The sequence below is a fragment of the Pseudoroseomonas cervicalis genome, assembly GCF_030818485.1.
GTDB lineage: Bacteria > Pseudomonadota > Alphaproteobacteria > Acetobacterales > Acetobacteraceae > Pseudoroseomonas > Pseudoroseomonas cervicalis_A.
In genome coordinates, this window is sequence record NZ_JAUTAJ010000004.1 from 869,795 (window position 1) to 893,209 (window position 23,415).

General features: G+C 71.1%; 20 protein-coding genes, 1 tRNA gene and 1 pseudogene. 16 read left to right on the forward strand and 6 right to left on the reverse strand.

What is annotated here, in order from left to right:
- Nucleotides 1-32: 32 nt before the first annotated feature.
- Nucleotides 33-1,253: a tyrosine--tRNA ligase gene (gene tyrS / locus QE401_RS07920; protein WP_307137689.1), complete on the reverse strand. Its 1,221-nt coding sequence runs from the start codon at nt 1,251-1,253 to the stop codon at nt 33-35.
- A gap of 71 nt (nt 1,254-1,324) precedes the next feature.
- Between tyrS and QE401_RS07925 the strand changes: the two genes are divergently transcribed.
- Nucleotides 1,325-2,419, forward strand: a complete 1,095-nt coding sequence (locus tag QE401_RS07925) for an anhydro-N-acetylmuramic acid kinase (protein ID WP_307140203.1) — start codon at nt 1,325-1,327, stop codon at nt 2,417-2,419.
- 72 nt (nt 2,420-2,491) lie between these two features.
- Here QE401_RS07925 and QE401_RS07930 read toward each other — a convergent pair whose 3' ends face one another.
- Nucleotides 2,492-3,160 (reverse strand): alpha/beta hydrolase, encoded by a 669-nt coding sequence (locus QE401_RS07930; RefSeq protein WP_007002329.1) that lies wholly within the window; start codon nt 3,158-3,160, stop codon nt 2,492-2,494.
- Nucleotides 3,161-3,571: 411 nt separating this feature from the next.
- Here QE401_RS07930 and QE401_RS07935 point away from each other — a divergent pair, with 411 nt between their 5' ends.
- From QE401_RS07935 to QE401_RS07990, 12 genes and pseudogenes are all read left to right on the forward strand, one after another.
- Nucleotides 3,572-4,030, forward strand: a complete 459-nt coding sequence (locus QE401_RS07935) for an Rrf2 family transcriptional regulator (protein WP_475638099.1) — start codon at nt 3,572-3,574, stop codon at nt 4,028-4,030.
- Nucleotides 4,027-5,109 carry a cysteine desulfurase family protein gene (locus QE401_RS07940; protein ID WP_307137691.1) on the forward strand — a complete coding sequence of 361 codons (1,083 nt, stop codon included), beginning with the start codon at nt 4,027-4,029 and terminating at the stop codon, nt 5,107-5,109. Before QE401_RS07935 ends, QE401_RS07940 begins: the two co-directional genes overlap by 4 nt.
- Before the next feature lie 201 nt (nt 5,110-5,310).
- Complete coding sequence (locus QE401_RS07945; RefSeq protein ID WP_307137692.1) at nt 5,311-6,603, forward strand: ArgE/DapE family deacylase; 1,293 nt, start codon at nt 5,311-5,313, stop codon at nt 6,601-6,603.
- A gap of 130 nt (nt 6,604-6,733) precedes the next feature.
- The gene (locus QE401_RS07950; protein ID WP_307137693.1) at nt 6,734-7,921 is read left to right on the forward strand and encodes a cysteine desulfurase family protein; all 1,188 of its coding nucleotides are present in this window, start codon (nt 6,734-6,736) and stop codon (nt 7,919-7,921) included.
- Nucleotides 7,922-7,931: 10 nt separating this feature from the next.
- Nucleotides 7,932-8,258 carry a ferredoxin family 2Fe-2S iron-sulfur cluster binding protein gene (locus tag QE401_RS07955; RefSeq protein WP_307137694.1) on the forward strand — a complete coding sequence of 109 codons (327 nt, stop codon included), beginning with the start codon at nt 7,932-7,934 and terminating at the stop codon, nt 8,256-8,258.
- A 14-nt stretch (nt 8,259-8,272) separates the two neighbouring features.
- On the forward strand, nt 8,273-8,962 hold the full coding sequence (locus tag QE401_RS07960) for a TenA family protein (RefSeq protein WP_307137695.1): 690 nt from the start codon (nt 8,273-8,275) through the stop codon (nt 8,960-8,962).
- Nucleotides 8,959-10,066, forward strand: a pseudogene (gene mnmA, locus QE401_RS07965) (tRNA 2-thiouridine(34) synthase MnmA). Before QE401_RS07960 ends, mnmA begins: the two are co-directional and overlap by 4 nt.
- Nucleotides 10,067-10,093: 27 nt before the next feature.
- Nucleotides 10,094-10,170: transfer RNA gene (locus QE401_RS07970), tRNA-Met, on the forward strand.
- A 287-nt stretch (nt 10,171-10,457) separates the two neighbouring features.
- Nucleotides 10,458-11,348, forward strand: a complete 891-nt coding sequence (gene radC / locus QE401_RS07975) for a RadC family protein (RefSeq protein WP_307137696.1) — start codon at nt 10,458-10,460, stop codon at nt 11,346-11,348.
- 126 nt (nt 11,349-11,474) lie between these two features.
- Complete coding sequence (locus tag QE401_RS07980) at nt 11,475-13,109, forward strand: ABC transporter substrate-binding protein (protein WP_307137697.1); 1,635 nt, start codon at nt 11,475-11,477, stop codon at nt 13,107-13,109.
- A gap of 113 nt (nt 13,110-13,222) precedes the next feature.
- Nucleotides 13,223-14,116, forward strand: coding sequence for an alpha/beta hydrolase family protein (locus QE401_RS07985; RefSeq protein WP_307137698.1), 894 nt, complete (start codon nt 13,223-13,225; stop codon nt 14,114-14,116).
- An 84-nt stretch (nt 14,117-14,200) separates the two neighbouring features.
- Nucleotides 14,201-15,187, forward strand: a complete 987-nt coding sequence (locus tag QE401_RS07990; protein ID WP_307137699.1) for an ATP-grasp domain-containing protein — start codon at nt 14,201-14,203, stop codon at nt 15,185-15,187.
- Nucleotides 15,188-15,307: 120 nt separating this feature from the next.
- Here QE401_RS07990 and QE401_RS07995 read toward each other — a convergent pair whose 3' ends face one another.
- Nucleotides 15,308-17,752, reverse strand: coding sequence for a sensor domain-containing protein (locus QE401_RS07995; RefSeq protein WP_307137700.1), 2,445 nt, complete (start codon nt 17,750-17,752; stop codon nt 15,308-15,310).
- Nucleotides 17,753-18,068: 316 nt separating this feature from the next.
- Nucleotides 18,069-19,313 (reverse strand): Zn-dependent hydrolase, encoded by a 1,245-nt coding sequence (locus QE401_RS08000; protein ID WP_307137701.1) that lies wholly within the window; start codon nt 19,311-19,313, stop codon nt 18,069-18,071.
- An 88-nt stretch (nt 19,314-19,401) separates the two neighbouring features.
- On the opposite strand from QE401_RS08000, the gene QE401_RS08005 reads away from it, so the two are divergent.
- From QE401_RS08005 to QE401_RS08015, 3 genes are read left to right on the forward strand one after another with little or no spacing between them, the layout of a single operon-like run.
- On the forward strand, nt 19,402-20,190 hold the full coding sequence (locus QE401_RS08005; RefSeq protein WP_307137702.1) for an aldolase: 789 nt from the start codon (nt 19,402-19,404) through the stop codon (nt 20,188-20,190).
- A gap of 34 nt (nt 20,191-20,224) precedes the next feature.
- Nucleotides 20,225-21,079 (forward strand): DMT family transporter, encoded by an 855-nt coding sequence (locus QE401_RS08010; RefSeq protein WP_373461470.1) that lies wholly within the window; start codon nt 20,225-20,227, stop codon nt 21,077-21,079.
- A 20-nt stretch (nt 21,080-21,099) separates the two neighbouring features.
- Nucleotides 21,100-22,323 carry a class I SAM-dependent rRNA methyltransferase gene (locus QE401_RS08015; protein ID WP_307137703.1) on the forward strand — a complete coding sequence of 408 codons (1,224 nt, stop codon included), beginning with the start codon at nt 21,100-21,102 and terminating at the stop codon, nt 22,321-22,323.
- A gap of 70 nt (nt 22,324-22,393) precedes the next feature.
- On the opposite strand, the gene QE401_RS08020 is transcribed toward QE401_RS08015, so the two are convergent.
- Both QE401_RS08020 and QE401_RS08025 read right to left on the reverse strand, forming a co-directional pair.
- Complete coding sequence (locus QE401_RS08020) at nt 22,394-23,179, reverse strand: methyltransferase domain-containing protein (RefSeq protein WP_307137704.1); 786 nt, start codon at nt 23,177-23,179, stop codon at nt 22,394-22,396.
- Entirely contained in the window at nt 23,176-23,361 is a 186-nt protein-coding gene (locus QE401_RS08025; RefSeq protein ID WP_307137705.1) for a hypothetical protein, read from the reverse strand. Before QE401_RS08025 ends, QE401_RS08020 begins: the two co-directional genes overlap by 4 nt.
- Nucleotides 23,362-23,415: the final 54 nt, after the last annotated feature.

Genomic DNA, 23,415 nt, shown 5'->3' on the forward strand with positions numbered 1-23,415 from the left:
CCGCCCCGCACGCCCTGTCCAGCGCCGGGATGTCAGGCGGCGCGGATCAGCACATGCCGCTTGCGGCCGGCGGAGAGCTTCGCCGCGCCATCGCGCAGGTCCGCCTCGGTCACCGCCAGAGCCTCGTCGGTGATGGCCTCGTCATTCAGCCGCAGCCCGTTCTGGCGGATCAGCCGGCGCGCCTCGCCCTTGCTGGCGGCGAAGCCCGCCTGCACGGCCAGGTCGATCACCGGCGCCGGCAGGCTGGCCGCGATGCTGGGCAGGGTGTCGGCGGCCTGGCCCTCCTCGAAGGCGCGGCGGGCGGTCTCGGCCGCCAGCTCCGCGGCCTCGCGGCCATGCAGCAGGGCGGTGGCCTCGGTCGCCAGGATCTTCTTGGCCTCGTTCACCTCCGAGCCGCCGAGCGCGCCGAGGCGGCGCACCTCCTCCATCGGCAGCTCGGTGAACAGCGCCAGGAAGCGGCCAACATCGGCATCCTCCGTGTTGCGCCAGAACTGCCAGTAGCCATAGGGCGCGAGGCGGTCGGGGTTCAGCCAGACGGCGCCGCCGGCGGTCTTGCCCATCTTGGTGCCGGAGGCGGTGGTCAGCAGGGGCGTGGTCAGGCCGTAGACCTCGGCGCCGTCGCAGCGCCGGTTCAGCTCCACCCCCATGATGATGTTGCCCCACTGGTCGGAGCCGCCCATCTGCAGCCCCACCCCGTGCCGCCGCTGCAGCTCCAGGAAGTCGTAGGATTGCAGCAGCATGTAGTTGAATTCGAGGAAGGAGAGCGGCTGCTCCCGGTCCAGGCGCAGCTTGACGCTGTCCATGGTCAGCATGCGGTTGACGCTGAAATGCCGGCCGATGTCGCGCAGGAAGGGGATGTAGAGCAGCTTGTCCAGCCACTCCGCGTTGTCGACCATCATCGCGCCGCGGCCGGGGGCGAAGTCGAGGAAGGCGTCGAAGGTGCGGCGGATGCCGGCCTTGTTGACCTCGATCTGCTCGTCGCTCAGCAGCGGCCGGGCCTCGTCGCGGAAGGAGGGATCGCCGATGCGGGTGGTGCCGCCGCCCAGCAGCGCGACCGGGCGGTGGCCGGTCTTCTGCAGCAGCCGCAGCAGCATGATCGACAGCAGATGGCCGACATGCAGGCTGTCCGCCGTGCAGTCGAAGCCGACATAGGCGGGAAGCGGGCCCTGCTTCATCCGGGCGGCCATCGCCGCCTCGTCCGTCACCTGGTGGATATAGCCGCGCTCGCGCGCGACCTGCAGGAACTCGTCCATGGTCGCTTCTGTCCAGTTCTGGGCCGGGGGCACTTCCACCGGGACGCTGCCCCTAGCACAGTAGGGGCATGCTGCGAACCATCGGGCTGATGAGCGGCACCTCGCTGGATGGCGTGGATGCCGCATGGGTGGAGACGGACGGGGAACGGATCGGGCGGGTCGGGCCAAGCCTGACGCTGCCCTATGATCCGTCGCTGCGGCGCGATTTGCGCAAGCTGCTGGATTTGGCGGAGGCCTTGCCGGCGGATGACCCCTTCCTGCTCGATTGCGAGCGCCGCCTGACCGAGCGGCATGCCGAGGCGGTGCTGAAGCTGGGGCTGGAGGCCGATCTGCTCGGCTTCCATGGCCAGACCATCCTGCACCGGCCGGTGGCCGGGAAGCCGGGGGAGGGGCGGACCTGGCAGATCGGCGACGCGGCGCTGCTGGCGCGGCTGACCGGTGTCGCGGTGGCGCATGATTTCCGCAGCGCCGATGTGGCGGCGGGCGGGCAGGGGGCACCGCTGGTGCCGGTGGTGCATGCGGTGCTGGCGGACGCCCTGCCCAAGCCGCTGGCCATCCTGAACCTGGGCGGGGTCGGCAATGTCACCTGGATCGGCCGCGACGGCCGGCTGGTGGCCTTCGACACCGGCCCGGCCAATGGCCCGCTGGATGACTGGGCGCGGCGTTCGATCGGCGCCGATTACGACAAGGATGGGAGGCTGGCGCTGGCCGGCCAGCCTTGCGGGGCGGTGCTCGGCCATATGCTGGCGCATCCCTATCTGCAGGCGGCGCCGCCCAAATCGCTGGATCGGCTGGATTTCGACCGGGCGCTGCGTGATGCCGGGGCGGGTGCGCTGTCGCCGGCCGATGGCGCGGCGACGCTGGTCGCCTTCTGTGCCTGCGCCGTGGCGGCGGCCGAGCGGCATTTCCCGGAGCCGCCCCTGCAATGGCTGGTCACCGGCGGCGGCCGCCGCAACCCGGCGGTGATGCGGGCGCTGGCCGGCGCCCTGCCGGAGCCGGTGCGCCCGGTCGAAGTCGCCGGCTGGGATGGCGATGCGCTGGAGGCGCAGGCCTTCGGCGTGCTGGCGGCGCGTGTGGCGCATGGCCTGCCGCTGACCTTCCCCGGCACCACCGGCGTCGCCGCGCCGCTCACAGGCGGGCGCATGGTGACGCTGCAGCGGGCCTGACGGGGCCCTGGAACGCGAAAGGGCCGGGTGGCAGCGCCACCCGGCCCTTTCGAAAGCCGAGATGCCGGCGGGTCAGTCCGCCGCCATGGCCATGCGGGCGCGGTTCAGCATGGTGCGGACATGGTCCTCCGCCGCGTCGGCGACCTTCTCGGTCTGCGCCGCGGTGAAGACATGGCCGGCGCCTTCCTGCACCCGGTAGTCGATGGCGATGCCGCGCTGGGTGTTCAGCTTGTCGACCAGCTTGCGCACCGAGGCCTCGGGCACCAGCTCGTCCTCGGCCCCATGCAGGATCAGGCCGGAGCAGGGGCAGGGCGCCAGGAAGCCGAAATCATAATGGCTGGCGGGCGCCGCGATGCTGACGAAGCCGCCGATCTCCGGCCGGCGCATCAGCAGCTGCATGCCGACATAGGCGCCGAAGGAATAGCCGGCGACCCAGAGCATGGAGGCGTTGGGGTTCACCGCCTGCAGGAAGTCCAGCGCCGCGGCGGCGTCGGAAATCTCCCCGATGCCGCCATCATAGCGACCCTGGCTGCGCCCCACCCCGCGGAAATTGAAGCGGAGCGTGGAGAAACCCATATCCTGGAAGCGCGTATACAGCGCGTGAACGACCCGGTTGTTCATCGTCCCGCCATGCAGCGGGTGCGGGTGCAGGACCAGCGCCACAGGGGCATTGGGCTGCTTCGCGTGATGGTAACGACCCTCCAGCCGGCCATCCGGCCCGGCGAACATCACTTCAGGCATCGTCCCCTTGCATCCAGTGCGGTGGGCGCGGCAGCGCCCGGTTGGGAAGCCATCAGGCCCGGTCCCCGAGGGATCCGCCGGACCGGCAGAGGCATGCCCCTTCTGGGGTGGATGGCAGGGTCAGGGGAAGCCCGAATGGTTGACTCCCGGAGTCGGGATCAATAGCTTCCACCGCGCAGCCCAGGGCCGCGACGACCCGGCTCTCCTCATGCCTGTGTCATCCCGGGGCAGGCTTCCGCTCCCCGCGATGCGGTCAATATAGGCAACAGATCGCCTCTTTCATAACGGATTCATGGCATGGCCATCATCGAGCTGCACCGCGACTCGGGCACTCCGGTCTGCTCCGGGCTGGCCGTCAAGACCCCGGAAAACTGAGCCATGCGCCTGTCAACGCGTGGCCGTTATGCGGTCATGGCCCTGGTCGAGCTGGCGGCCCGCGAACGAGACCGGCAAATAGCAAATGACTGCCATGCGCAAGGCGCGGCGGCCCGCGAGCGTCCCGTGAGCCTGGCGGAGATCGCCCAGGCGCAGCTGCTGTCGGTGGCCTATCTGGAGCAACTTTTCGCAAGGCTGCGCCGGGCCGGGCTTGTCGATTCGGCACGCGGCCCCGGCGGCGGCTACCGCCTGGCGCGCCCGGCCGAGTCCATCGCCATCGGCACCATCATCGAGGCGGTTGACGAGCCGATCAGCGCCACGCGCTGTGAGGAGGGCTCGCCCGGTTGCCTCTCCGGCAATCGCTGCCTGACCCATGACCTCTGGCACGAGCTGGGCGAGCAGATCCGCCTCTTCCTGCAGAACATGACGCTGGCCGATGTGGTGGAGGGCCGCGTCTGCGGCCGGGCCATCGCCCCCACCCCGCCGGCGCCGTGACCCTCTATCTCGACGCCAACGCGACAGAGCCGCTGCGCCCCGCCGCCCGGCAGGCGGTGCTGGAGGCGCTGGATTGCCTGGGCAATCCCTCCTCCGTCCATGCCGAGGGGCGGGCGGCGCGCCAGCTGCTGGAGCGCGCCCGCGCCACCATCGCCACCCGCTTCGGCGGCCGCGCCCGCGACCTGGTCTTCACCGCCGGCGCGACCGAGGCCAATGCCCTGGCCCTGCACGGGCTGGGGCAGGGGCGCCGCATCCTGGCCGGCGCGACGGAACACCCGGCCATCCTGCGCGCCGCCCCGGGCATCGAGATCCTGCCCGTGCTGGCGGATGGCACCATCGACCTGGCGGCGCTGCAGCGGGCGTTGGCCGAGGGCGGTCCGGCTTTGCTCTGCCTGATGGCCGCCAACAACGAGACCGGCGTGCTGCACCCGCTGGCCGAGGCCGCCGCCCTCTGCCGCGCCCATGGCGCGCTGCTGCATGTCGATGCTGTGCAGATGGCCGGTCGGCTGCCGCTCGATCTCGCTTCGCTCGGCGCCGACTCCCTGGCGCTCTCCGCCCACAAGCTGGGCGGGCCCAAGGGTGCGGGGGCGCTGCTGCTGCGCCCGGGCCTGGACCTGCAGGCCCTGCTGCCCGGCGGCGGGCAGGAGCGCGGCCGCCGCGGCGGCACCGAGGCGCTGCCCGCCATCGCCGGTTTCGCCGCCGCCGTCGCCGCGCTGGCGCCGGAGAGCGAGGCGCCGCGCCTGGCCGCCCTGCGCGACCGCATCGAGGCGGAGCTTGGCCTGGAGGTGGCCGGCGCCGGCGCGCCGCGCCTGCCCAACACCCTCTGCCTGATCCTGCCCGGCGTGGCGGCGGAGACCCAGGTCATCGCCCTCGACCTCGCCGGTGCCCAGGTTTCGGCCGGTGCCGCCTGTTCCTCCGGCAAGGTCGCCGCCAGCGCCGCGCTGCTGGCCATGGGCCTGGGCGAGAAGGCGGGCCACGCCATCCGCGTCTCGCTGCCCTGGAACGCGCCGGAGGATGCGGCGGAGCGCTTCATCGCCCTGCACCGCGCCATGCAGCAGCGCCTGGCGCGCCGCGGCTGAGCGTATCGCCAGGCGATGCCTTGGCCGGGCGGCGCGCCCGGCCGGGCGCGTTCTTTCCTGTGCAGCATTGCGATCTCGCCGGGCGGCGGGGCGGAACTGGCGCCCCCTTGCGGCGGTGCTAGCGTCCTCCGCAGACGAGTCCGGACCAACGGACCAGCACGGCGCCTTTCTCTCCCTCCGCCCGCTGCGAGGAACGAACCCATGCCCGATCCTGCCCTCCTGGAGCGTCTGCGCCAGGCCGTGGACGCCAATTTCGATGCCGAGGTCGGTTTCCTCGCCGAGATCGTCCGCTTCCCCAGCCTGCGTGGGCAGGAGGCGCCGCTGCAGGACTGGCTGGCGCGCCACTTCGCCGCGCGCGGCTATGCGGTGGACCGCTTCACCATCGCCGAGACGCCGCTCGCCGCCCATGCCAAGGCCGCGCCGATGGTCGAGGCCGACCCGGCGGCCTCGGTGCAGGTCGTGGCCACGCACCGCGCCAAGGACCCCTCCGGCCGCAGCCTGATCCTGCAGGGCCATATCGATGTGGTGCCGGAAGGCCCGGCCGAGATGTGGACCCACGCCCCCTACGCCGCCACGGTGCGCGATGGCTGGCTCTATGGCCGTGGCGCCAATGACATGAAGGCGGGCGTCGCCTGCATGATCTGGGCGATGGAGGCGCTGCGGAAGGCCGGGCTGGAACCCGCCGCCGATGTCCATCTGCAGACGGTGACGGAGGAGGAGAGCACCGGCAACGGCGCGCTGGCCACCCTGGCGCGCGGCTACCGCGCCGAGGCCTGCCTGATCCCCGAGCCCACCGGCCACACCATGACGCGCGCCCATACCGGCACGCTGTGGTTCCGCATCCGCGTGCGCGGTGTGCCGGTGCATGTGGCCCAGGCGCAGACCGGCACCAACGCCATCCTCTCCGCCATGCACATCATCCAGGCGCTGCAGCAGCACACCCGCGCCCTGAACGAGGCCGCGAAATCCGATCGCTGGTATGCCGGCATGCAGGACCCGATCAAGTTCAACCCCGGCATCATCCGCGGCGGCGACTGGGCCAGCTCCACCCCCGCCTGGTGCGAGGTGGATTGCCGCATCGGCCTGCTGCCCAGCATGGAGGTGGCCGACGCCATGGCCGCAGTGGAGCGCTGCATCGAGGCCAGCCGCGCCGGCGATACCTTCCTGGCCAACAACCCGCCGGAGGTTTCCTGGCATGGCTTCCAGGCCGATGGCTTCGTGCAGGAGCCGGGGACCGAGGCCGAGGCGGTGCTGGCCGCCGCGCATCAGGGCGTCTTCGGCGCGGCGATGCAGGAGCGCATCACCACGGCGGTGAACGACACCCGCTATTACGGCCGCTACTACAACATGCCGGCGCTCTGCTACGGCCCCTCCGGCGAGGGCAATCACGGCTTCGACGAGCGCACCAACCTCGACAGCCTGCGCAAGACCACCCTCTGCATCGCCGCCTTCATCGCCGATTGGTGCGGGGTCCGGGAAGTGTCTGAAAAGTAAGCAGGAAAGGGGCGGGGGACGGTGTTCCCCCGCACCCCCTTCTTTTCTGCAAGGCTGCCGCCCGCCCCTGGCGACGGGGTCGCTTCAACATCGCCTTCCGTCCGGCGGCACGGGGGACCATATTCACGCCATGGCCGCCGCGAACCGCCCCATCTACCTGGATAACCACGCCACCACGCCGTTGGATCCGCGCGTGCTGGCCGCCATGCGGCCCTGGTGGGAAGAGAATTTCGCCAACCCGCACAGCGTGGAGCACGCGCTGGGCCGCGCCGCCGAGGAAGCGGTGGAGGAGGCGCGCCGCCACGTCGCCAACCTGCTCGGCGCCGACCCGCGCGAGATCATCTTCACCTCCGGCGCGACCGAATCCAACAATCTGGCCATCAAGGGCGCGGCCCGCTTCGCCGCCCAGCAGGGCGATGAACGCCGCCGCGTCATCACCCTGGCCACCGAGCACAAATGCGTCCTGGAAAGCGTGCGCGACCTGGCCGCCGAAGGCTTCGAGCCGGTGATCCTGCCGGTCGGCCCGGACGGGCTGCTGGACCCGGAGGTGCTGCGCGAGGCGCTTACGGTGCCGACGCTGCTGGTCTCCGTGATGGCGGTGAACAACGAGATCGGCGTGGTGCAGGACCTCGCCACCCTGGCCGCCATGGCCAAGGAGGCGGGCGCTCTGTTCCACAGCGACGCCGCCCAGGGGGCCGGGCGCATCGCGCTGGATGTCCGTGCCCTGCCGGTCGACCTCGTCTCGCTCTCCGGTCACAAGATCTACGGGCCCAAGGGGGTGGGCGCGCTCTATGTCCGCCGCCGCCCGCGGGTTCGGCTGGCGCCGCTCTTCTCCGGTGGCGGGCAGGAGCGCGGCCTGCGCTCCGGCACCCTGCCGGCGCCGCTGCTGGTGGGGCTGGGGGAGGCCGCGCGCCTGGCCCTGGCCGAGCGCGAACTGGATCAGGGCCGCATCGCCGCCCAGCGTGACCGTTTCCTGGCGGCGCTGGGGGCGGAACTGCCGGGCGTCACCCTGAATGGCAGCGCCGGGCGCCGCGTGCCGGGCAATCTGAACCTGACCTTCCCCGGCGGCGTCTCGGCCCAGTCCATGCTGGCGGCGCTGACGGAACTCTGCGTCTCCAGCGGATCTGCCTGTTCCTCGGCCGAGGTCGAGCCCTCCTATGTGCTGCGCGCCATCGGGCTGGACGAGGCCGCGGCGCGCGCGACCTTGCGGATTGGCATCGGGCGGTTTACGTCGCCCGCCGATGTGGAACGCGCGGCCACCCTGCTGGCGCGCGCCTGGACCCACGCTCTTTCCGAAACCCGAGACGCGGCGGAGTAGACGAACGGCGATGCCGAAGATGACCTTCATCGAGCGCGACGGAACGCGCCGCGAGGTGGATGCCCCCCTCGGCCTCTCCGTGCTGGAGATCGCCCACAAGCATGGTGTCGATATCGAGGGCGCCTGCGAGGGCAGCCTGGCCTGCTCGACCTGCCATGTCATCGTCGACGCCAGCTGGTTCGGCAAGCTCAGCGAGCCGACCGAGGACGAGGAGGACATGCTCGACCTCGCCTTCGACCTGCAGGAGACCTCGCGCCTGGGCTGCCAGCTCATCATGTCGGACGAGCTGGACGGGCTTGTGGTGAAGCTGCCTTCGGGCACCCGCAACGCCAGCTGAGGGAAGGAGATGCCATGATCGCGTCCCCCTATGGCGCGCCGGGCGGGTTGCTGCACCGGCTGCGTGAGGCTGCCTCCGATCGGTGGGACGCGTATTGCTGGCATCCCTTCGTGCAGGGGCTGGCCGAGGGCACGCTGCCCTTGCCGGCCTTCCGCCGCTATTTGGTGCAGGACTGGCTGTTCCTGATCCAGTTCGCCCGCGCCAAGGCGCTGGCCGCCTTCAAGGCGGAGAGCCTGGAGGCGCTGCGCGGCAAGTCCGCCGCGCTGAACAGCCTGCTGGGCGAGATGAACCTGCATCTCTCCTATTGCCGCGACTGGGGCCTCTCGGAAGCCGATGTGCTGGCCGAGAAGGAGGCGCCGCAGACCGTGGCCTATACGCGCTGGGTGCTGGATCGCGGCATGGCCGGCGACATTCTCGACCTCGAGGTGGCGCTGGCCCCCTGCACCGTGGGCTATGGCGAGATCGCGCAGCGGATCGAGGCGCATCGCGGCCGCAGGCGCGACGGCAATCCCTATGAGAGCTGGATCGCCACCTATGGCGGCGCCGAATACCAGGCGCTGGCCCGGGCGGCGGCCGAGCGGCTGGATGCGCTGGGCCGCAGCCATGGCGGCGAGGCGCGCTTCGCCAGCCTCTCGGCCACCTTTTCCGAAGCGGCGCGGCTGGAGGCCGATTTCTGGCAGATGGGGCTGGACGCCGCGCCATGAGGATCGTCGTCGCCATGTCCGGCGGGGTGGATTCCTCCGTTGTCGCTGGGCTGCTGAAGGAGCAGGGGCACGAGGTCATCGGTGCCACGCTGCAGCTCTACGACCATGGCGCCGCGATCGAGAAGAAGGGCGCCTGCTGCGCCGGCCAGGACATTCATGACGCGCGCGATGTCGCCGACCGGCTCGGCATCCCGCATTACGTGCTGGACCGCGAGCGTCGCTTCCGCGACGCGGTGATCGAGGATTTCGCCGAGGCCTATGCCCGCGGCGAGACGCCGATCCCCTGCGTGCGCTGCAACCAGACGGTGAAGTTCCAGGATCTGGTCGAACTGGCCCGCGACCTGGGCGCCGACGCCCTGGCCACCGGCCACTATGTCCGCCGCACCGAGGGCGAGGCCGGCGCCGAGCTGCGCCGCGCCGCCGATCCGGCGCGCGACCAGTCCTATTTCCTGTTCGCGACCACCCGCGCCCAGCTGGAATTCTGCCGCTTCCCGCTCGGCGACTACGCCTCCAAGGCGGAGGTGCGGGCGGAGGCGGTTCGCCTGGGCCTGGCGGTGGCCGAGAAGCCGGACAGCCAGGACATCTGCTTCGTCCCGCAGGGCAAATATGCCGACCTGGTTGCCAAGCTGCGGCCGGAGGCGGTGGCGGAAGGTAGCATCGAGCATGTCGATGGCCGTGTCCTCGGCACCCACAAGGGTGTTGCCCGCTACACGGTCGGGCAGGGGCGGGGCCTCGGCATGGCCTCCCGCCGACGGGGAGGAGCCGCTCTACGTCACCGCGCTCGACCCTGCCCGCAAGCGTGTGGTGGTGGCGCCGCGCGGCGCCCTGGCCTCGCCCGAGGTGCTGGTGGGCGAGGTGAACTGGCTGATCGACGCGCCCGCCGTGCCGCTGCCCTGCCAGGTGAAGCTGCGCGCGCGCGAGATGCCGCAGCCCGCCATCGCCCATTGGCAGCCCGAATCCGGCCTGTTGCGGGTGGTGCTGGAGCAGCCGGCGATCGCCGCGCCGGGCCAGGGCTGCGTGCTCTACGATGGCGATCGCGTGCTCGGTGGCGGTTTCATCCGGCGCGCGACGCAGGCCATTGACAGCGAAGGCCGGGCCGCCTAATTCGCCGCCACCCGATCGGGACGCTGTGGCGGCGTAGCTCAGCTGGTTAGAGCACGGCACTCATAATGCCGGGGTCAGCGGTTCAAGTCCGCTCGCCGCTACCAACAAGCCCCGATCCGGGTTGTGACAGGCAGGCCCTCGGGCCTGCCTGTTTCCGTTTCAGGCCCTGACCTGATCGGCCCATCCCCCTCCCAGGCAGGCCTGCTTCCGCCGGGCCAAGGCCCGTGCTCCGCCAGCATCGCTCCCGCTCATGCCGGCTGCCGGGACCCCCGCCACATCCGCGAGGGGCAGGCTGCGGAGGCTGCTCGGTAAAAATCACGAATCCGTGATGATTTGCCTTGATGAACCATTAAGTTGAGTGAAGATTGCCCGGTATCGTGGAGGGCAAGGCATGTGGCTGCAGCGCTTCTTCCAACGGGACGAGGGCAGGACGGCCCCGCCCGCCTATCTCCCCGAACCGGTTGGCCGTGCCGCGCCAGGCTTCGCCGAGGATCTGTCCAGCCTGGCCTTCCCGCCCGCGCCGCGTGGCCTTTCGCCACGGCCGCAGGAGCGCCTGCCCTCCGCGCCGGCGTCGCGCCGCGGGGCAGCGGCGGAGGCCTCGCCCTTTCCCGGCACCGGGCCGCAGGGCCATCGCGGCCGCTTGCGCAACCGGCTGCTGGAACGCGGCCCCGGCGCCCTGGCGGATTACGAGGTGCTGGAGATGCTGCTCTTCTTCGCCTTCAAGACCGGCGACACCAAGCCGCTCGCCAAGGCGCTGATCAATCGCTTCGGCAGCTTCGCCGCCGTGCTCGCCGCGCCGCAGCAGGAATTGCTGGAGACCCCGGGCCTCGGCGAGCACAGCGTCAGCGCCCTCAAGCTGGTGCAGGACGCCGCGCTGCGCCTGGCGCGCGCCGAGGTGGCGGAGCAGCCGGTGCTGAACAACTGGGAGCGGCTGCTGGATTACCTGAATGCCGCCGTCTCCCGCGAGCGGATCGAGCAGTTCCGCATCCTCTTCCTCGACAGCAAGAACCGGCTGATCGCCGATGAGGCGCAGGCGCGCGGCACGGTCAACCACACCCCGGTCTATCCGCGCGAGGTGCTGCGCCGGGCCCTTGAGCTGCACGCCACGGCGCTGATCCTGGTGCACAACCACCCGAGCGGCGATCCGACACCGAGCGCCGCCGATATCGAGATGACGGCCGAGATCCGCCGGGCCGCGCAGGTCTTCTCGGTGGTGGTGCATGACCATCTGATCATCGGCAATGGCCGGCATTTCTCCTTCCGGCGCGAACATCTGCTGTGACCGCTTCCGGCCCGAAATCGCCTTGCGATACAGGGGGATGGATATTTTTCGGCGGCTGCGGCGAGACGGTTGCCAGCGCGGCGAAAAGGGCGTTTCCCTGGCCCGAGCAAGCCAGGAGATGCCGCCATGCCACGTCCGACCGCTTTCCTGACACGGCGCGGCCTGCCCGCCCTGGCCCTGCTGCCGGCGCTGCTGCTGGGCGGGCCGGCCTCGGCGCAGACGCTGCGCATCGCGCTCTCCGCCGAGACCACCTCGGCCGACCCGCACAATTACGCGCTGACGCCCAACAACACGCTGCGCCAGCATGTCTTCGAGGCGCTGGTGGATATCGATGCCGACCTCCGGGTGCAGCCGGCCCTGGCGGAGCGCTGGGAGCGGCAGGGCGACCTGAGCTGGATCTTCCATCTCCGCCCCGGCGTGCGCTTCCACAATGGCCAGGAATTCGGCGCGCCGGACGTGCTGTTCAGCTATTGCCGCACGCTGAACAATGAGGGGGAGGTGGTCTCCTCCTATTCCCGCCTGGCGCGGCGCCTGGCCAAGGTCGAGGTGCTCGATGAGCGCACACTGCGCCTGACCACGCGTGAGCCCGAGCCGCTGCTGCTGAATGATCTGAGCAATCTGGCGATTCTGCCGCGCAATCTGATCCAGGCTGCCTCGCTGGATTTCTCGGCGAGCGACAATTGCGGCCATGCCGGCCCCTGGCCCACCGCCGCCCAGTTCAACGACACCAGCGCGGCCATTGGCACCGGCCCCTACCGGCTGCGCAGCTACAGCCGCAGCGCGGCCACCGAGCTCACCCGCTTCGACGGCTATTGGGGCGAGAAGCCGCATTGGGAGACCGTCCGCCTGACGCCGGTGACCGCCGCCGGGCCACGCCTGGCCGGGCTGCTGGCCGGCGACCACGACCTGATCGAGAGCCCGGCCACCGGCGACCTGCCGCGGCTGCGCGAGAATGCCGCCATCCATGTCTCGGCCAAGCCGACCACCCGGCTGATCTTCCTGCAGCTCGACGTGGCGCGCGCGCCCAGCCCCTTCGTGCAGGGCGGGCAGGGGGCGAACCCGCTGCAGGATGTGCGGGTGCGCCAGGCGCTGTCCCTGGCGATCGACCGCCAGGCGATCCAGCAGCGGGTGATGGACGGCATCGCCACACCCGCCGGCCAGTACCTGCCGGAGGGCATGGCCGGCACCGTGCCCGGCCTGCCGGTGCTGCCCCATGACCCCGCCCGCGCCCGCGCCCTGCTGCGCGAGGCCGGCTATCCGGACGGATTCAGCCTGACCTTCCACGCCACCAACAACCGCTACATCAACGATGCCAGGCTGGCCCAGGTGCTGGCGCAGTTCTGGCAGCGCATCGGGGTGAAGGTGGAGCTCGACGCCATGCCGAGCTCGGTCTTCTTCGGCCGGCGTGGCAAGCGGGAGTTCAGCGTCGCCATGGGCGGCTGGTCGGCCGATGCGGCGGAGACGCTGATGTTCTTCCGCTCCTGGCTGATGAGCACCAACCGCGACCGCGGCATCGGTACCAGCAATTACGGTGGCTGGTCGGAGCCGCGCTTCGACGGCCCGGCGCAGCAGGCCATGGCGACGATGGACGATGCCGCGCGCGACGCGCTGCTGCGCCAGGCGAGCCAGGTGGCGCTGGAGCAGATGCCGGTGATCCCGGTGCATTTCGAGAATGCCGTCTGGGCCTCGCGCCAGGGCTTCCGCTACGCCGGCCGCGTCGACCAGACGACGATGGCCACCGAGGTCAAGCCGGCGCCCTGAGCCGCCCGCTGCCCCGCCTGGGCCCGGTGCCGCTGCGGTGCCGGGCCGTCTTTTCCTGCCCGGCCGGAGGCGGCTGATGCCGTGCCGGCGGGGCCCCGCTGCAGGATCCTGCCATGTCCTTTGCCGACACCCTGGCCCGCGCGCTTGCCACGCCCGGCCGCCACGCCATTCCCTTCACCGACGAGGCCGGCGATCCCACCCGCCCGGTGACGCTGCATTGCTACCGCCCGGAAGGCTGCACGCCGGACAGCCGCGTTGTCCTGGTGCAGCACGGCATGGGTCGCAATGGCGACGAGTATCGCGATTTCTGGATCCCGGCCGCGGACCGGCACAATCTGCTGATCGTGGCGCCGACCTTCGCGGACGCCGAATATCCCGGCGCCGAGCTGTACAATAACGGCCATGTGCTGGATTCCGCCGGCCAGCTGCGCCCCGCCGCGCAATGGGGCTACGCCATTCCGGCCCGCGTCTTTGCCTGGCTGCGCCAGGCCGGGGTGACACGGCAGGAAAAAGCCTTCCTGTTCGGCCATTCGGCCGGCGGCCAGTTCGGCCACCGCATGGCGGCGACGCAGGATCTGGCCCCGTTCCAGGCCATCACCGTGGGCAATCCCGGCTGGTACACCCTGCCCACGCTGGAAAAAGCCTTTCCTGAAGGGATGGGTGGCATCGGGCTGGACGAGGCGGCGCTGCTGCGTCTGCTGGCCTATCCCATGACCATCCTGGCCGGCGAGCAGGATATCGAGACCTCCGGCCCCAGCCTGCCGGCCCAGCCGGCCGCCCTGGCCCAGGGGCCGCACCGCTTCGCCCGCGCGCAGAACTACTTTGCCGCCGGCCGGGCGGAAGCCGCGCGGCGTGGTGTGGAATGCCGCTGGCAGCTGGTGAAGGTGCCGCATATCGGCCATGACGGCGCCGCCATGTCCCGCGTCTGCGCCAGCCTGTGGTTCGATGGCGTGCTGCCGGAGGATGCGGTGCTGCGGCAATGGGGCGGCGCGGCCGGCGCGCTCTGACCCGCCCGGGATGCTCTTGCGGGGAAATTGACAAATACCACATCTCTGTGTGTGTATATGTCACGAATTCCGCAGGAGCGTCCCGTGAGCACCGTCCACGTCATCCACGAGAATCCCGCCTGGCTGCCGCCGCTGGCCGAGGCCTTCGACCGCATCGGCCTGCCCTGGGCGGAGATGGACCTCTCGCGCGGCGTGTTCGACCTGTCGCGGCCGCCGCCGGAAGGCGTGTTCTACAACCGCATGAGCGCCTCCTCGCACACCCGCGGCCATCGCTACGCGGCGGAGCTGACGGCAGGGGTGCTGGCCTGGCTGACGCGGCATGGCCGCCGCGTGGTGAATGGCCCGGCCGCGCTGGATCTGGAGATCAGCAAGGTCCGGCAATATGCGGCGCTGGAAAGCGCGGGTCTGACCATTCCACGCACCGTCATGGTGCAGGACGACCATGAGGCGTTGCTGGCCGCGGCGCGCCGGCATTTCGCCCCGGGGCCGCTGATCCTGAAGCCCAATCGCGGCGGCAAGGGGCTGGGCGTGCGGCTCTTCGCCTCGGTCGAGGCCCTGGCCGAGCATCTGCAGGCCGCCCCGGCCGAGGAGGCGCCGGTCGACGGCATCTGGCTGCTGCAGGAGCAGATCCGCGCCACGCGCCCGGTCATCACCCGCGCCGAATTCGCCGGCGGCCGCTTCGTCTATGCGGTGGAGGTGGACACCAGCGCCGGCTTCGAGCTGTGCCCGGCCGATGTCTGCGCCGTGGGTGACGCTTTCTGCCCGGTCGGCACCGCCCCGGCCGCGCCGCCGCCCGCGCCGCGTTTCCGCGTGCTGAAGGAAGGGATCGAGCCCGGCCTGCGCAGCAAGCTGGAAGGCTTCCTGGCGCGCGCCGGCGTCGATGTGGCCGGCATCGAGTTCATCCGTGACGCCGAGGGCCAGGTCTTCGTCTACGACGTCAACACCAACACCAACTACAATGCGGAGGCCGAGGCCGAAGCCGGTGTCGCAGGCACCGAGCGCTCCGGCCCTGGCGCGCTGGCCGCCTTCCTGGCCGGCGAGTTGGCCCGCACGCACCGCCAGGCCGCCTGAAGCGGCCGGTCCGGCCAGCGGGCGCCGGCCGGAGCAGGGTTTTCTGAAACAAGGCCCCGACCCCTGGTGAGCAGGGGCGGGGCCTTTCTTGTTTCAGCCAGGGGGGCGGGAGCCGCCGGCTCAGCCTGCCAGCAGCTGGCTGGCATCGCCCTCCAGGCAGAGGGCGATGAACTCGTCCGGCGCCATCGGGCGGCCCCAGAGCCAGCCCTGCACCTCATGGCAGCCGATGCTGCGCGCCTGCTCCAGCTCGCTCTCGGTCTCCACGCCCTCGGCCACCAGGCGCAGGCTCAGCGCATTGGCCATGGCGCCGATCGCCTGCAGGAAGGCGACGCCGGCGGCATCCCGCGCCGCATCGCGGATGAAGACGCGGTCGATCTTCAGCTCGTCGATCGGCAGGTGCCGCAGGCGGGAGAGGGAGGAATAGCCGGTCCCGAAATCATCGATGGCGACGGCGCAGCCCAGGCGCTGCAGCTCCCGCAGATTCTCGTCCAGCAGGCCGGGGCCGCCGATCAGCGCGCTCTCGGTCAGCTCGATGCCCAGGCGGTCGCCCGGCACGCCCTGGCGCGCCAGCCGGGCCGCGATCATGGCGGTCAGGTTGTGACGGGCCAGCTGGGCGGGGGGGAAGTTCATCGACAGGCGCTGGCCCGGGCGCAGCCGCGCCAGCAGCGGCATCACCTGGTCGAAGACGAATTCGGTGACCGGCTGGATCAGCCCGGTCTCCTCGGCCAGCGGCACGAAATCGGTGGGCGGGATCAGGCAGCCATCCTCGCGCCGCCAGCGCACCAGCGCCTCGCCGCCGGTCAGGCGGCGCTGGTCGGCGGTGTAGCGCGGCTGCACCTCGATGAAGAGGCCGCCCTGGTCGAGGGCGCGGCGCAGCCCCTGGGCGGTGGCGAAGCGGCGCGCCGCCTTGCTGCGCATGGCGCCGACGAAGCTGCGGATGCTGCCCGGGGCGCGGCCCTTGGCGTCCAGCAGGGCGATCTCGGCGGCTTCGAGCAGCCCGTCCGGGCGGGTGTCGTCATGCGGCGCCATGGCGATGCCGATGGTCACCGGCGGCAGGCGGAAGCCGCTCTCGCCATGCCCCTCCGGCACCGCGCCCTCGACCGAGACGGCGATGCGCCCGGCCAGCACCTGCCCGGCCTCGGCATCGGCGACATCGCGCAGCAGCACGGCGAAACGGTCATTGCCGAAGCGCGCCAGCAGGCTGTCATGCGGCAGGACGTCGGCGATGCGCCGGGCGGCGGTGCGCAGCACGCGGTCGCCGGCGGCGAAGCCGATCGTGCCGTTCAGCGCGCTGAAATCGACCAGGTCGACCAGCAGCAGGGTGCAGCGGGCGCCGGGGCGCTCCAGCAGCCGGCCCAGCTCCTCCTTCAGCCGGCGCTGGTTGGGCAGGCCGGTCAGCTCATCATTGAAGGCCAGGCGCTCGATGCGCTGCTGCGCCTCATGGATGGCGGTGTTGTCGCGCAGCACGCCGATGAAGTGGCGCACCCCGTCCAGCTCCACCTCGCTCAGGCTGAAATGGATGCGCAGCATCCGCCCGTCGCGATGGCGGGCGAAGCTCTCCTGGCCGGCGCTGCCGACCGGGGCGGGGCGCACCCGAAGATAGCGCTCCAGATAGGGCCCCAGCTCCCCGGCATCGAGCGGGTTGCCGATCTGCGAGACGTGGCGGCCATGCAGCTCCTCCACCCCCCAGCCCAGGATCTCCACCACCTTGCGGTTGGCGTAGAGGATGTGGCCATGGCTGTCGGCCAGCACCACGCCCTCGGCGATGTTCTCGACCACGGCGCGGAAGCGGTGCTCGCTTTCCGAGACGCGCTGCATGGCGTCCTGCAGCTCGGTAATGTCGCGGCCGATGGAGTGGATCTCGAGCATGCGGCCATGCTCGTCGAAGGCGGCGATCTCCACCCAATGGCGCCAGCGATAGCCGCCGCCGGGCTGGCGCTGTCGCAGGATATGGCCCAGCAGCGGCTCGGCCGGGCTCAGCTGGGCGCGGTGGCCCATCACCGCCGCCCATTCCTCGTCCGGCAGCAGCTCGGACAGGCGGCGGCCCAGCAGATGCTGCGGGCCGCGCTGCATGGCGCGGGCATAGGCGGCGTTGACGAAGGTGAAGGTGCTGTCCGGCAGGGTGCGGCAGACCAGCGCCTCCTGCGCCAGGAAGGTGTCCACCACCAGCTGGCCGCCGGTCTGGTGCGCCATGCGTCGGCGTGCCATCTCGCCCGGGTCGATGCCGTAGCCGACCAGCAGCGCGGTCGCGCCCGTCGCATCCGGCAGCGGCACCAGCGCCATGTCCCAGTCGCGCGGGCCGGCTTCATGCGGCAGGCAGGCGGTCAGGTCGATCACCTGCCGGCCGCCCCAGGCGGCGTCGAACTGGTCGTTCAGATGCTGCGCCAGCTCGGGCGGGAACAGCTCCTCGGGGCTGCGGCCGGTCAGCGCCTCGACACTGCGGCCCGCGGCCTGGGCCAGGGCCGGATTGACCAGGACAAAACGGTATACGCCATCGAACCGCCCGGCCAGGAAGGCGGGCAGGGGGCAACGCGCCAGGAAAAGATGGAGGTCCCCTTGGGACATAGTGTTGCGCCACCCAGTTCGAGCCAGACACGGCAGGCAGGGCCGCGGGCATACGGTCCTGGGCCGGAAGGTCGCCCCACCGGCCTGCCCATAATGTCAAATATTTGGATGTGTTTGCAAGGAAAGGAGACAGCCTCCCCGGCCGGAGCGCCGCCCGGCCTGAGCAAAACATCCTGTTTCCCTTTGATTTTTAATGATCGTTAGGTAATCCGGATCAATTTCTGTCCGATGAGACATCCTCGCCTTGGTTGAAGCGGTCTGCAATCTGGAATTGTGGCGCTGCCACAACGCGGCCGGCGCCACAATCCAGGGTTGGTCACAGGCTACGATTCGCCCGTGCCAGCACCGCCTCGAACAGCACCTGGCAGCCGGCCTCAGCCTCCTCCGGCAGGATGCTCTCCGCCTCGTTGTGCGAGAGGCCGTCCTTGCAGGGGGTGAAGATCATCGCCGTCGGCACATGGCGGGCGACATAGACCGCGTCATGCCCGGCGCCGGAGATGATCTCCCGCGCGCTGTAGCCGAGCTTCGCCGCACCCTGCCGCACCAGCGCGACGCAGGAGGGGTCGAAGGGCTGCATCGGGATGCGGAACAGTTCCTTCAGCTCCAGCCGGCAGCCACTGGCCTCGACCAGCGCCTGGATCTCGGCGGGGAAGGTGGTGGCGAGATGCTCGATCACGGCATCCTCGGGGTGGCGGAACTCGATGGAGAAGCGCACCTCGCCCGGCACCACATTGCGGCTGTTGGGCAGGACGTGCAGCTGGCCCACCGTGCCGCGCCCATCCTCGCCGCGCTCGCGCATCAGGGCGTCGACCCGCTCAATCACCCGGGACGCGGCCACCAGCGCGTCGCGCCGGGCGGAGGGCGGGGTGGTGCCGGCATGCGCGTCCTGGCCGGTGATCACCGCATCGTACCAGACCTGCGCCTGGGCGCCGGTGACGATGCCGATCTGCCTGCCCTCGCGCTCCAGGATCGGGCCCTGCTCGATATGCAACTCGAAATAGGCATCGGCGGGGAAGGGGGCGGCCTCGTGCTCGCCCTTGTAGCCGATCGCCTCCAGCGCCGCGCCGACGCTGACGCCCTCGACATCCTGCAGCGCATAGACCTTGTCGAGCGCATAGACACCGGCCCAGGCGCCGCTGCCCATCAGGGAATGGCCGAAGCGGCTGCCTTCCTCATCGGTCCAGTTCACCAGCTCGATCGGCGCCTCGGTCTGGATGTTGAGGTCGTGCAGGGTGCGCATCACCTCGAGCCCGGCGATGACGCCGAGCGCGCCGTCGAACTTGCCGCCCGAGGGCTGGCTGTCCAGGTGGCTGCCCATCAGCACCGGCTTGCGCGACGGGTCGCGGCCCTCGCGCCGGGCGAACATGTTGCCGATGGCGTCCACCCGCATCGTCAGGCCGAGCGCCTCGCACCATTGGGTGAAACGCTGGCGCCCGGCCTTGTCCACCTCGGTCAGGGTCAGCCGCTTCACGCCGCCCTTCGGCGTGGCACCGATCTCCGCCATGCTCATCAGGCTGTCCCAGAGACGCTTGGCGTCGATCCGCTGATTGGTGCCGGACATCGAATTCCCCTTGGCTTGCAGGCGGGGCCATCTTGCCGCCCGGGTGACGCTCTGCAAGCCTGGGCCCGCCTTCGAAAGGAGATCCCGCATGGCCCATGCCCTCGGCGCGCCGCGCAACCCGGCCATCCTGCGCAATTCGGACCTGGACGCCGCCGCGGTGCGCCAGGCGCGCATCGACCTGGCGGCCTGCTTCCGCATGGCGGCGCGGCTCGGCCTGCAGGAGGGGATCTGCAACCATTTCTCCGCCATGGTGCCGGGGCGGGATGATTTGTTCCTGGTCAACCCCTATGGCTGGGCCTTCGCCGAGGTCACCGCCTCCCGCCTGCTGGTCTGCGACTTCCAGGGCAATGTGGTGGCGGGCGAGGGCACGCCGGAAGCCACGGCCTTCTACATCCATGCAAGGCTGCATATGCGCCATCCGCGCGCCCGGGCCGCCTTCCACACCCACATGCCCAACGCCACGGCGCTGTCCATGCTGGAGGGGCCGCCGCTGGTCTGGGCCGGGCAGACGGCGCTGAAATTCTACGGCCGCACCGTGGTGGACGAGGATTACAACGGCCTGGCGCTGGACGAGGCCGAGGGCGACCGCATCGCCGACGCCATGGGCGACGCCGATATCGTCTTCATGAAGAATCACGGCGTCATGGTGGTGGGCCCCTCCATCGCCGAGGCCTGGGACGACCTCTACTATCTGGAGCGCGCCTGCGAGGTGCAGCGCCTGGCGCTGGCGACCGGCCGCCCGCTGAAGCCGGTGCCGGCCGAGCTGGCGCGGCGCACCTACGAGCAGATGCGCAGCGGCGACAGCGAGAGCGCCCGCCTGCATCTGGCAAGCTGCAAGCGCATCCTGGCGCGGGAGGAACCGGACTATCTCGACTGAGCCCGCCGGCGGCCCGGTCGCCCGCCAGCGCCGGATCGGCTTTGCCTGCCTGCTGGTGACCGCCCTGGGCTGGGGCCTGACCTGGCCGGTGCTGAAGGCGGTGCTGCAGGAATTGCCGCCGCTGACCGCCCGCGGCCTGGGCGGGCTGCTGGCCTTCCTGCTGCTGACCGGGGTGGCGCTGCTGGCCCGGCTGCCGCTCGCCCTGCCGGCGGGTGAGCGGGGGGCGCTGCTGCTGGCCGCCCTGCTGAATTTCTCCGCCTGGATGGGTTTCTCGACCCTCGGCCTGCTCTGGCTCTCCGCCGGGGAGGCGGCGCTGGTCGCCTACACCATGCCGGTCTGGGCGGCGCTGCTGGCCTGGCCGGTGCTGGGCGAGAAGCCGAGCGCCGCCCGCATCGGCGCGCTGCTGCTGGGCTTCTCCGGCGTCGGCGTGCTGGTCAGCGCCCAGGGCGTGCAGGCGGGGGCGGAGAAGCTGCCGGGCGTCGGCCTGGTGCTGCTGGCGGCGCTCTGCTTCGCCCTCGGCGCGGTGCTCAGCAAGAAGCGGCCGCTGCGGCTGCATCCCGTCTCGGCGGTGATCTGGCAGGTGGGGCTGGGCAGCCTGCCCATCCTGGCCGGCGCCCTGCTGCTGGAGCAGCCGGTCTGGAGCGGCGCCGGGCCGGTCGCCTGGAGCGGCGTGCTCTACATGGCCGTGGTGCCGCTCTCCCTCTGCTACGTCACCTGGTTCGGCGCGCTGCGGCGCCTGTCCGCCAACACCGCCGCCATGGGCACGCTGCTGACGCCGATGATCGGCATGCTGGCCAGCGCCGCCCTGCTGGACGAGCCGCTGGGCTGGCGCCAGGGGGTGGCGATGGCGCTGACGTTGAGCGGCGTGGTGCTGGCGTTGCGCGGCTGAAGCGCATAGAGCCCTGCGGCATGAGTGACGCCGCGCCGCTTCCCCCGCTCGACCATCCCGACCAGCGCCCGATCCTGCGCCTGCTGCCCGGCCGCGACCGGCGCGTGAAGGGCGGGCACCCCTGGGCCTTCTCCAACGAGATCGCCATGACGCCGGAGGTCCGCGCCCTGCCGCCCGGCACGCCGGTGCGGCTGGAGGGGGATGACGGGGTGCGCCACGGCACCTGGCTGTTCAACCCGCACAGCCTGATCGCCGCGCGCATCCTCTCGCCGCATCAGGGCGTCAACCTGGACAAGCGCTTCTTCCGGCAGCGCCTGGCCGAGTGCCTCAGCCTGCGCGACCGGGTGGTCGGCGCGCCCTATTACCGTCTGGTGCATGCCGAGGCCGACCGCCTGCCGGGCCTGGTGATCGACCGCTATGGCGACACGCTGGCGCTGCAGGCCAACACGGCGGGCATGGAGCGGGCGACGCCACTGCTGGTCGGCGCGCTGCAGGATTTGCTCTCGCCGCGCGCCATCGTCGCGCGCAACGATGCCTCCGTGCGCAAGCTGGAGGGCCTGCCGGAGGAAAGCCGGCTGCTGCTGGGCGAGGACGCCTCGGCCCGGGTGCAGCAGGGCGGGCTGGATTTCTCGATCGACCTGCTCTCGGGCCAGAAGACCGGCTGGTTCTTCGACCAGCGCGACAACCGCGCCCGTGTGGCCGCCCTGTGCCAGGGTGCGACCATGCTGGACGCCTTCTGCCACACCGGCGGCTTCGGCCTGCTGGCCGCCGCGGCGGGGGCGAGCCGCGTCACCCTGCTGGACCGCAGCGAGCACGCCCTGGCGCTGGCCATGGACACGGCGCAGCGCCACGGCTTCGGCGAGCGTGTCTCGGCGGTGAAGGGCGAGGCGCTGGAGACGCTGGAACGCATGCTGGGCGAGGGGCAGCGCTTCGAGGTGGTGGTGGCCGACCCGCCGGCCTTCGCCAAGACGCGCAAGGACAATCCGGCCGCCATGCGGGCCTATGCCAAGCTGGCGCGCATCTCGGCCGGGCTGGTGGCGCCGGGCGGCTTCCTGTTCATCGCCTCCTGCTCCCACCATGTCTCGCCGGGCGAGTTCACCGATGCGGTGGCGCATGGCATCAGCCGCACCCGCCGCCCGGCCCGGCTGCTGGCGACGGTGGGCGCCGGCCCCGACCATCCGGTGCATCCGCTGCTTCCGGAAAGTTCTTATCTGAAGGGCTTGCTGCTGCATCTTGCCGAGTAGCGTGAACATGGCGCAGCGGCCCGCGGGCGTTCAGGCCGGCAGGCTGCCGCGCCCGCCAAGCCTCTGATCGTCAAACAGTCGCGGTCAGGAAGAAGCGGCGGAAGGGCAGCAGCACGGTGCCATCCTCGCGGCGCGGATAATGCGGCCGCAGCCTCTCGGCATAATCCTGAAGGAAGGCCGGGCGCTCGGCCTCGGGCAGCGCGTCCAGATACGGGCGCAGGCTGGTGCCCATGGCCCATTGCACCACCGGCTCCTCGCCCCGCAGCACATGGACGTATTCGGTGAACCACAGATCGAGCGCGCGCGTCAGCGGCCGCAGCAGGTCGTAATAGGCGCCGGCCTCCAGGATCGGCGGGGCGGAGCGGATGTCGCCCAGCCGCGTGACCCAGCGCGAGGAGGCGGCCAGCCCATCCTGCAGCGCCCGCAGCGGCGCGGCGTGCATCGCCGGCATCTGCACCGCCAGCATGCCGCCCGGCGCCAGGCTCTGCAGCAGGCGCGGCAGCAGCCGCTCATGCCCGGTCAGCCAATGCAGCGCGGCGTTGGAGAAGAGCAGGTCCACGGGCTCGACCGGTGCCCAGTCCGCGAGATCGGCCTGCTGCGTCTCGAAGCCATTCTCCCGCGCCTTGGCCAGCATGGCGGCCGAGCCATCGACCCCGAGCACCCGCGCGCCCGGGAAGCGCGCCGCCAGCAGCGGCAGGGCATTGCCGGCGCCGCAGCCGAGATCCACCACGCGCTGCGCCGCCGGCAGCGTCAGGCGGCCGATCAGGTCGATGGCGGGGCGCAGCCGCTCATCGCCGAAGCGCAGATATTGCTCGGGGTTCCAACTCGGATTGCCGCGCACGGCCTCGCCGCTCACGACCCCAGGGTCCGGTCGAAATGCCGCTTCACCAGCAGCAGCCCATAGCCCACCGCGAACAGGAAGAGGGCCAGGCCGATATGCTGGGTGGTGATCACGGGCATGTTGCTGCGGGCGATCAGCAGCCCCATCAGGGCCAGGATGCCGAGCAGAACCAATCGCAGACCATCATTGAGCTTCACCGTCCATCTCCCTGTTCTTGAAAGATTGTCGCCGCAGGCACGGGGGCGCCCGCG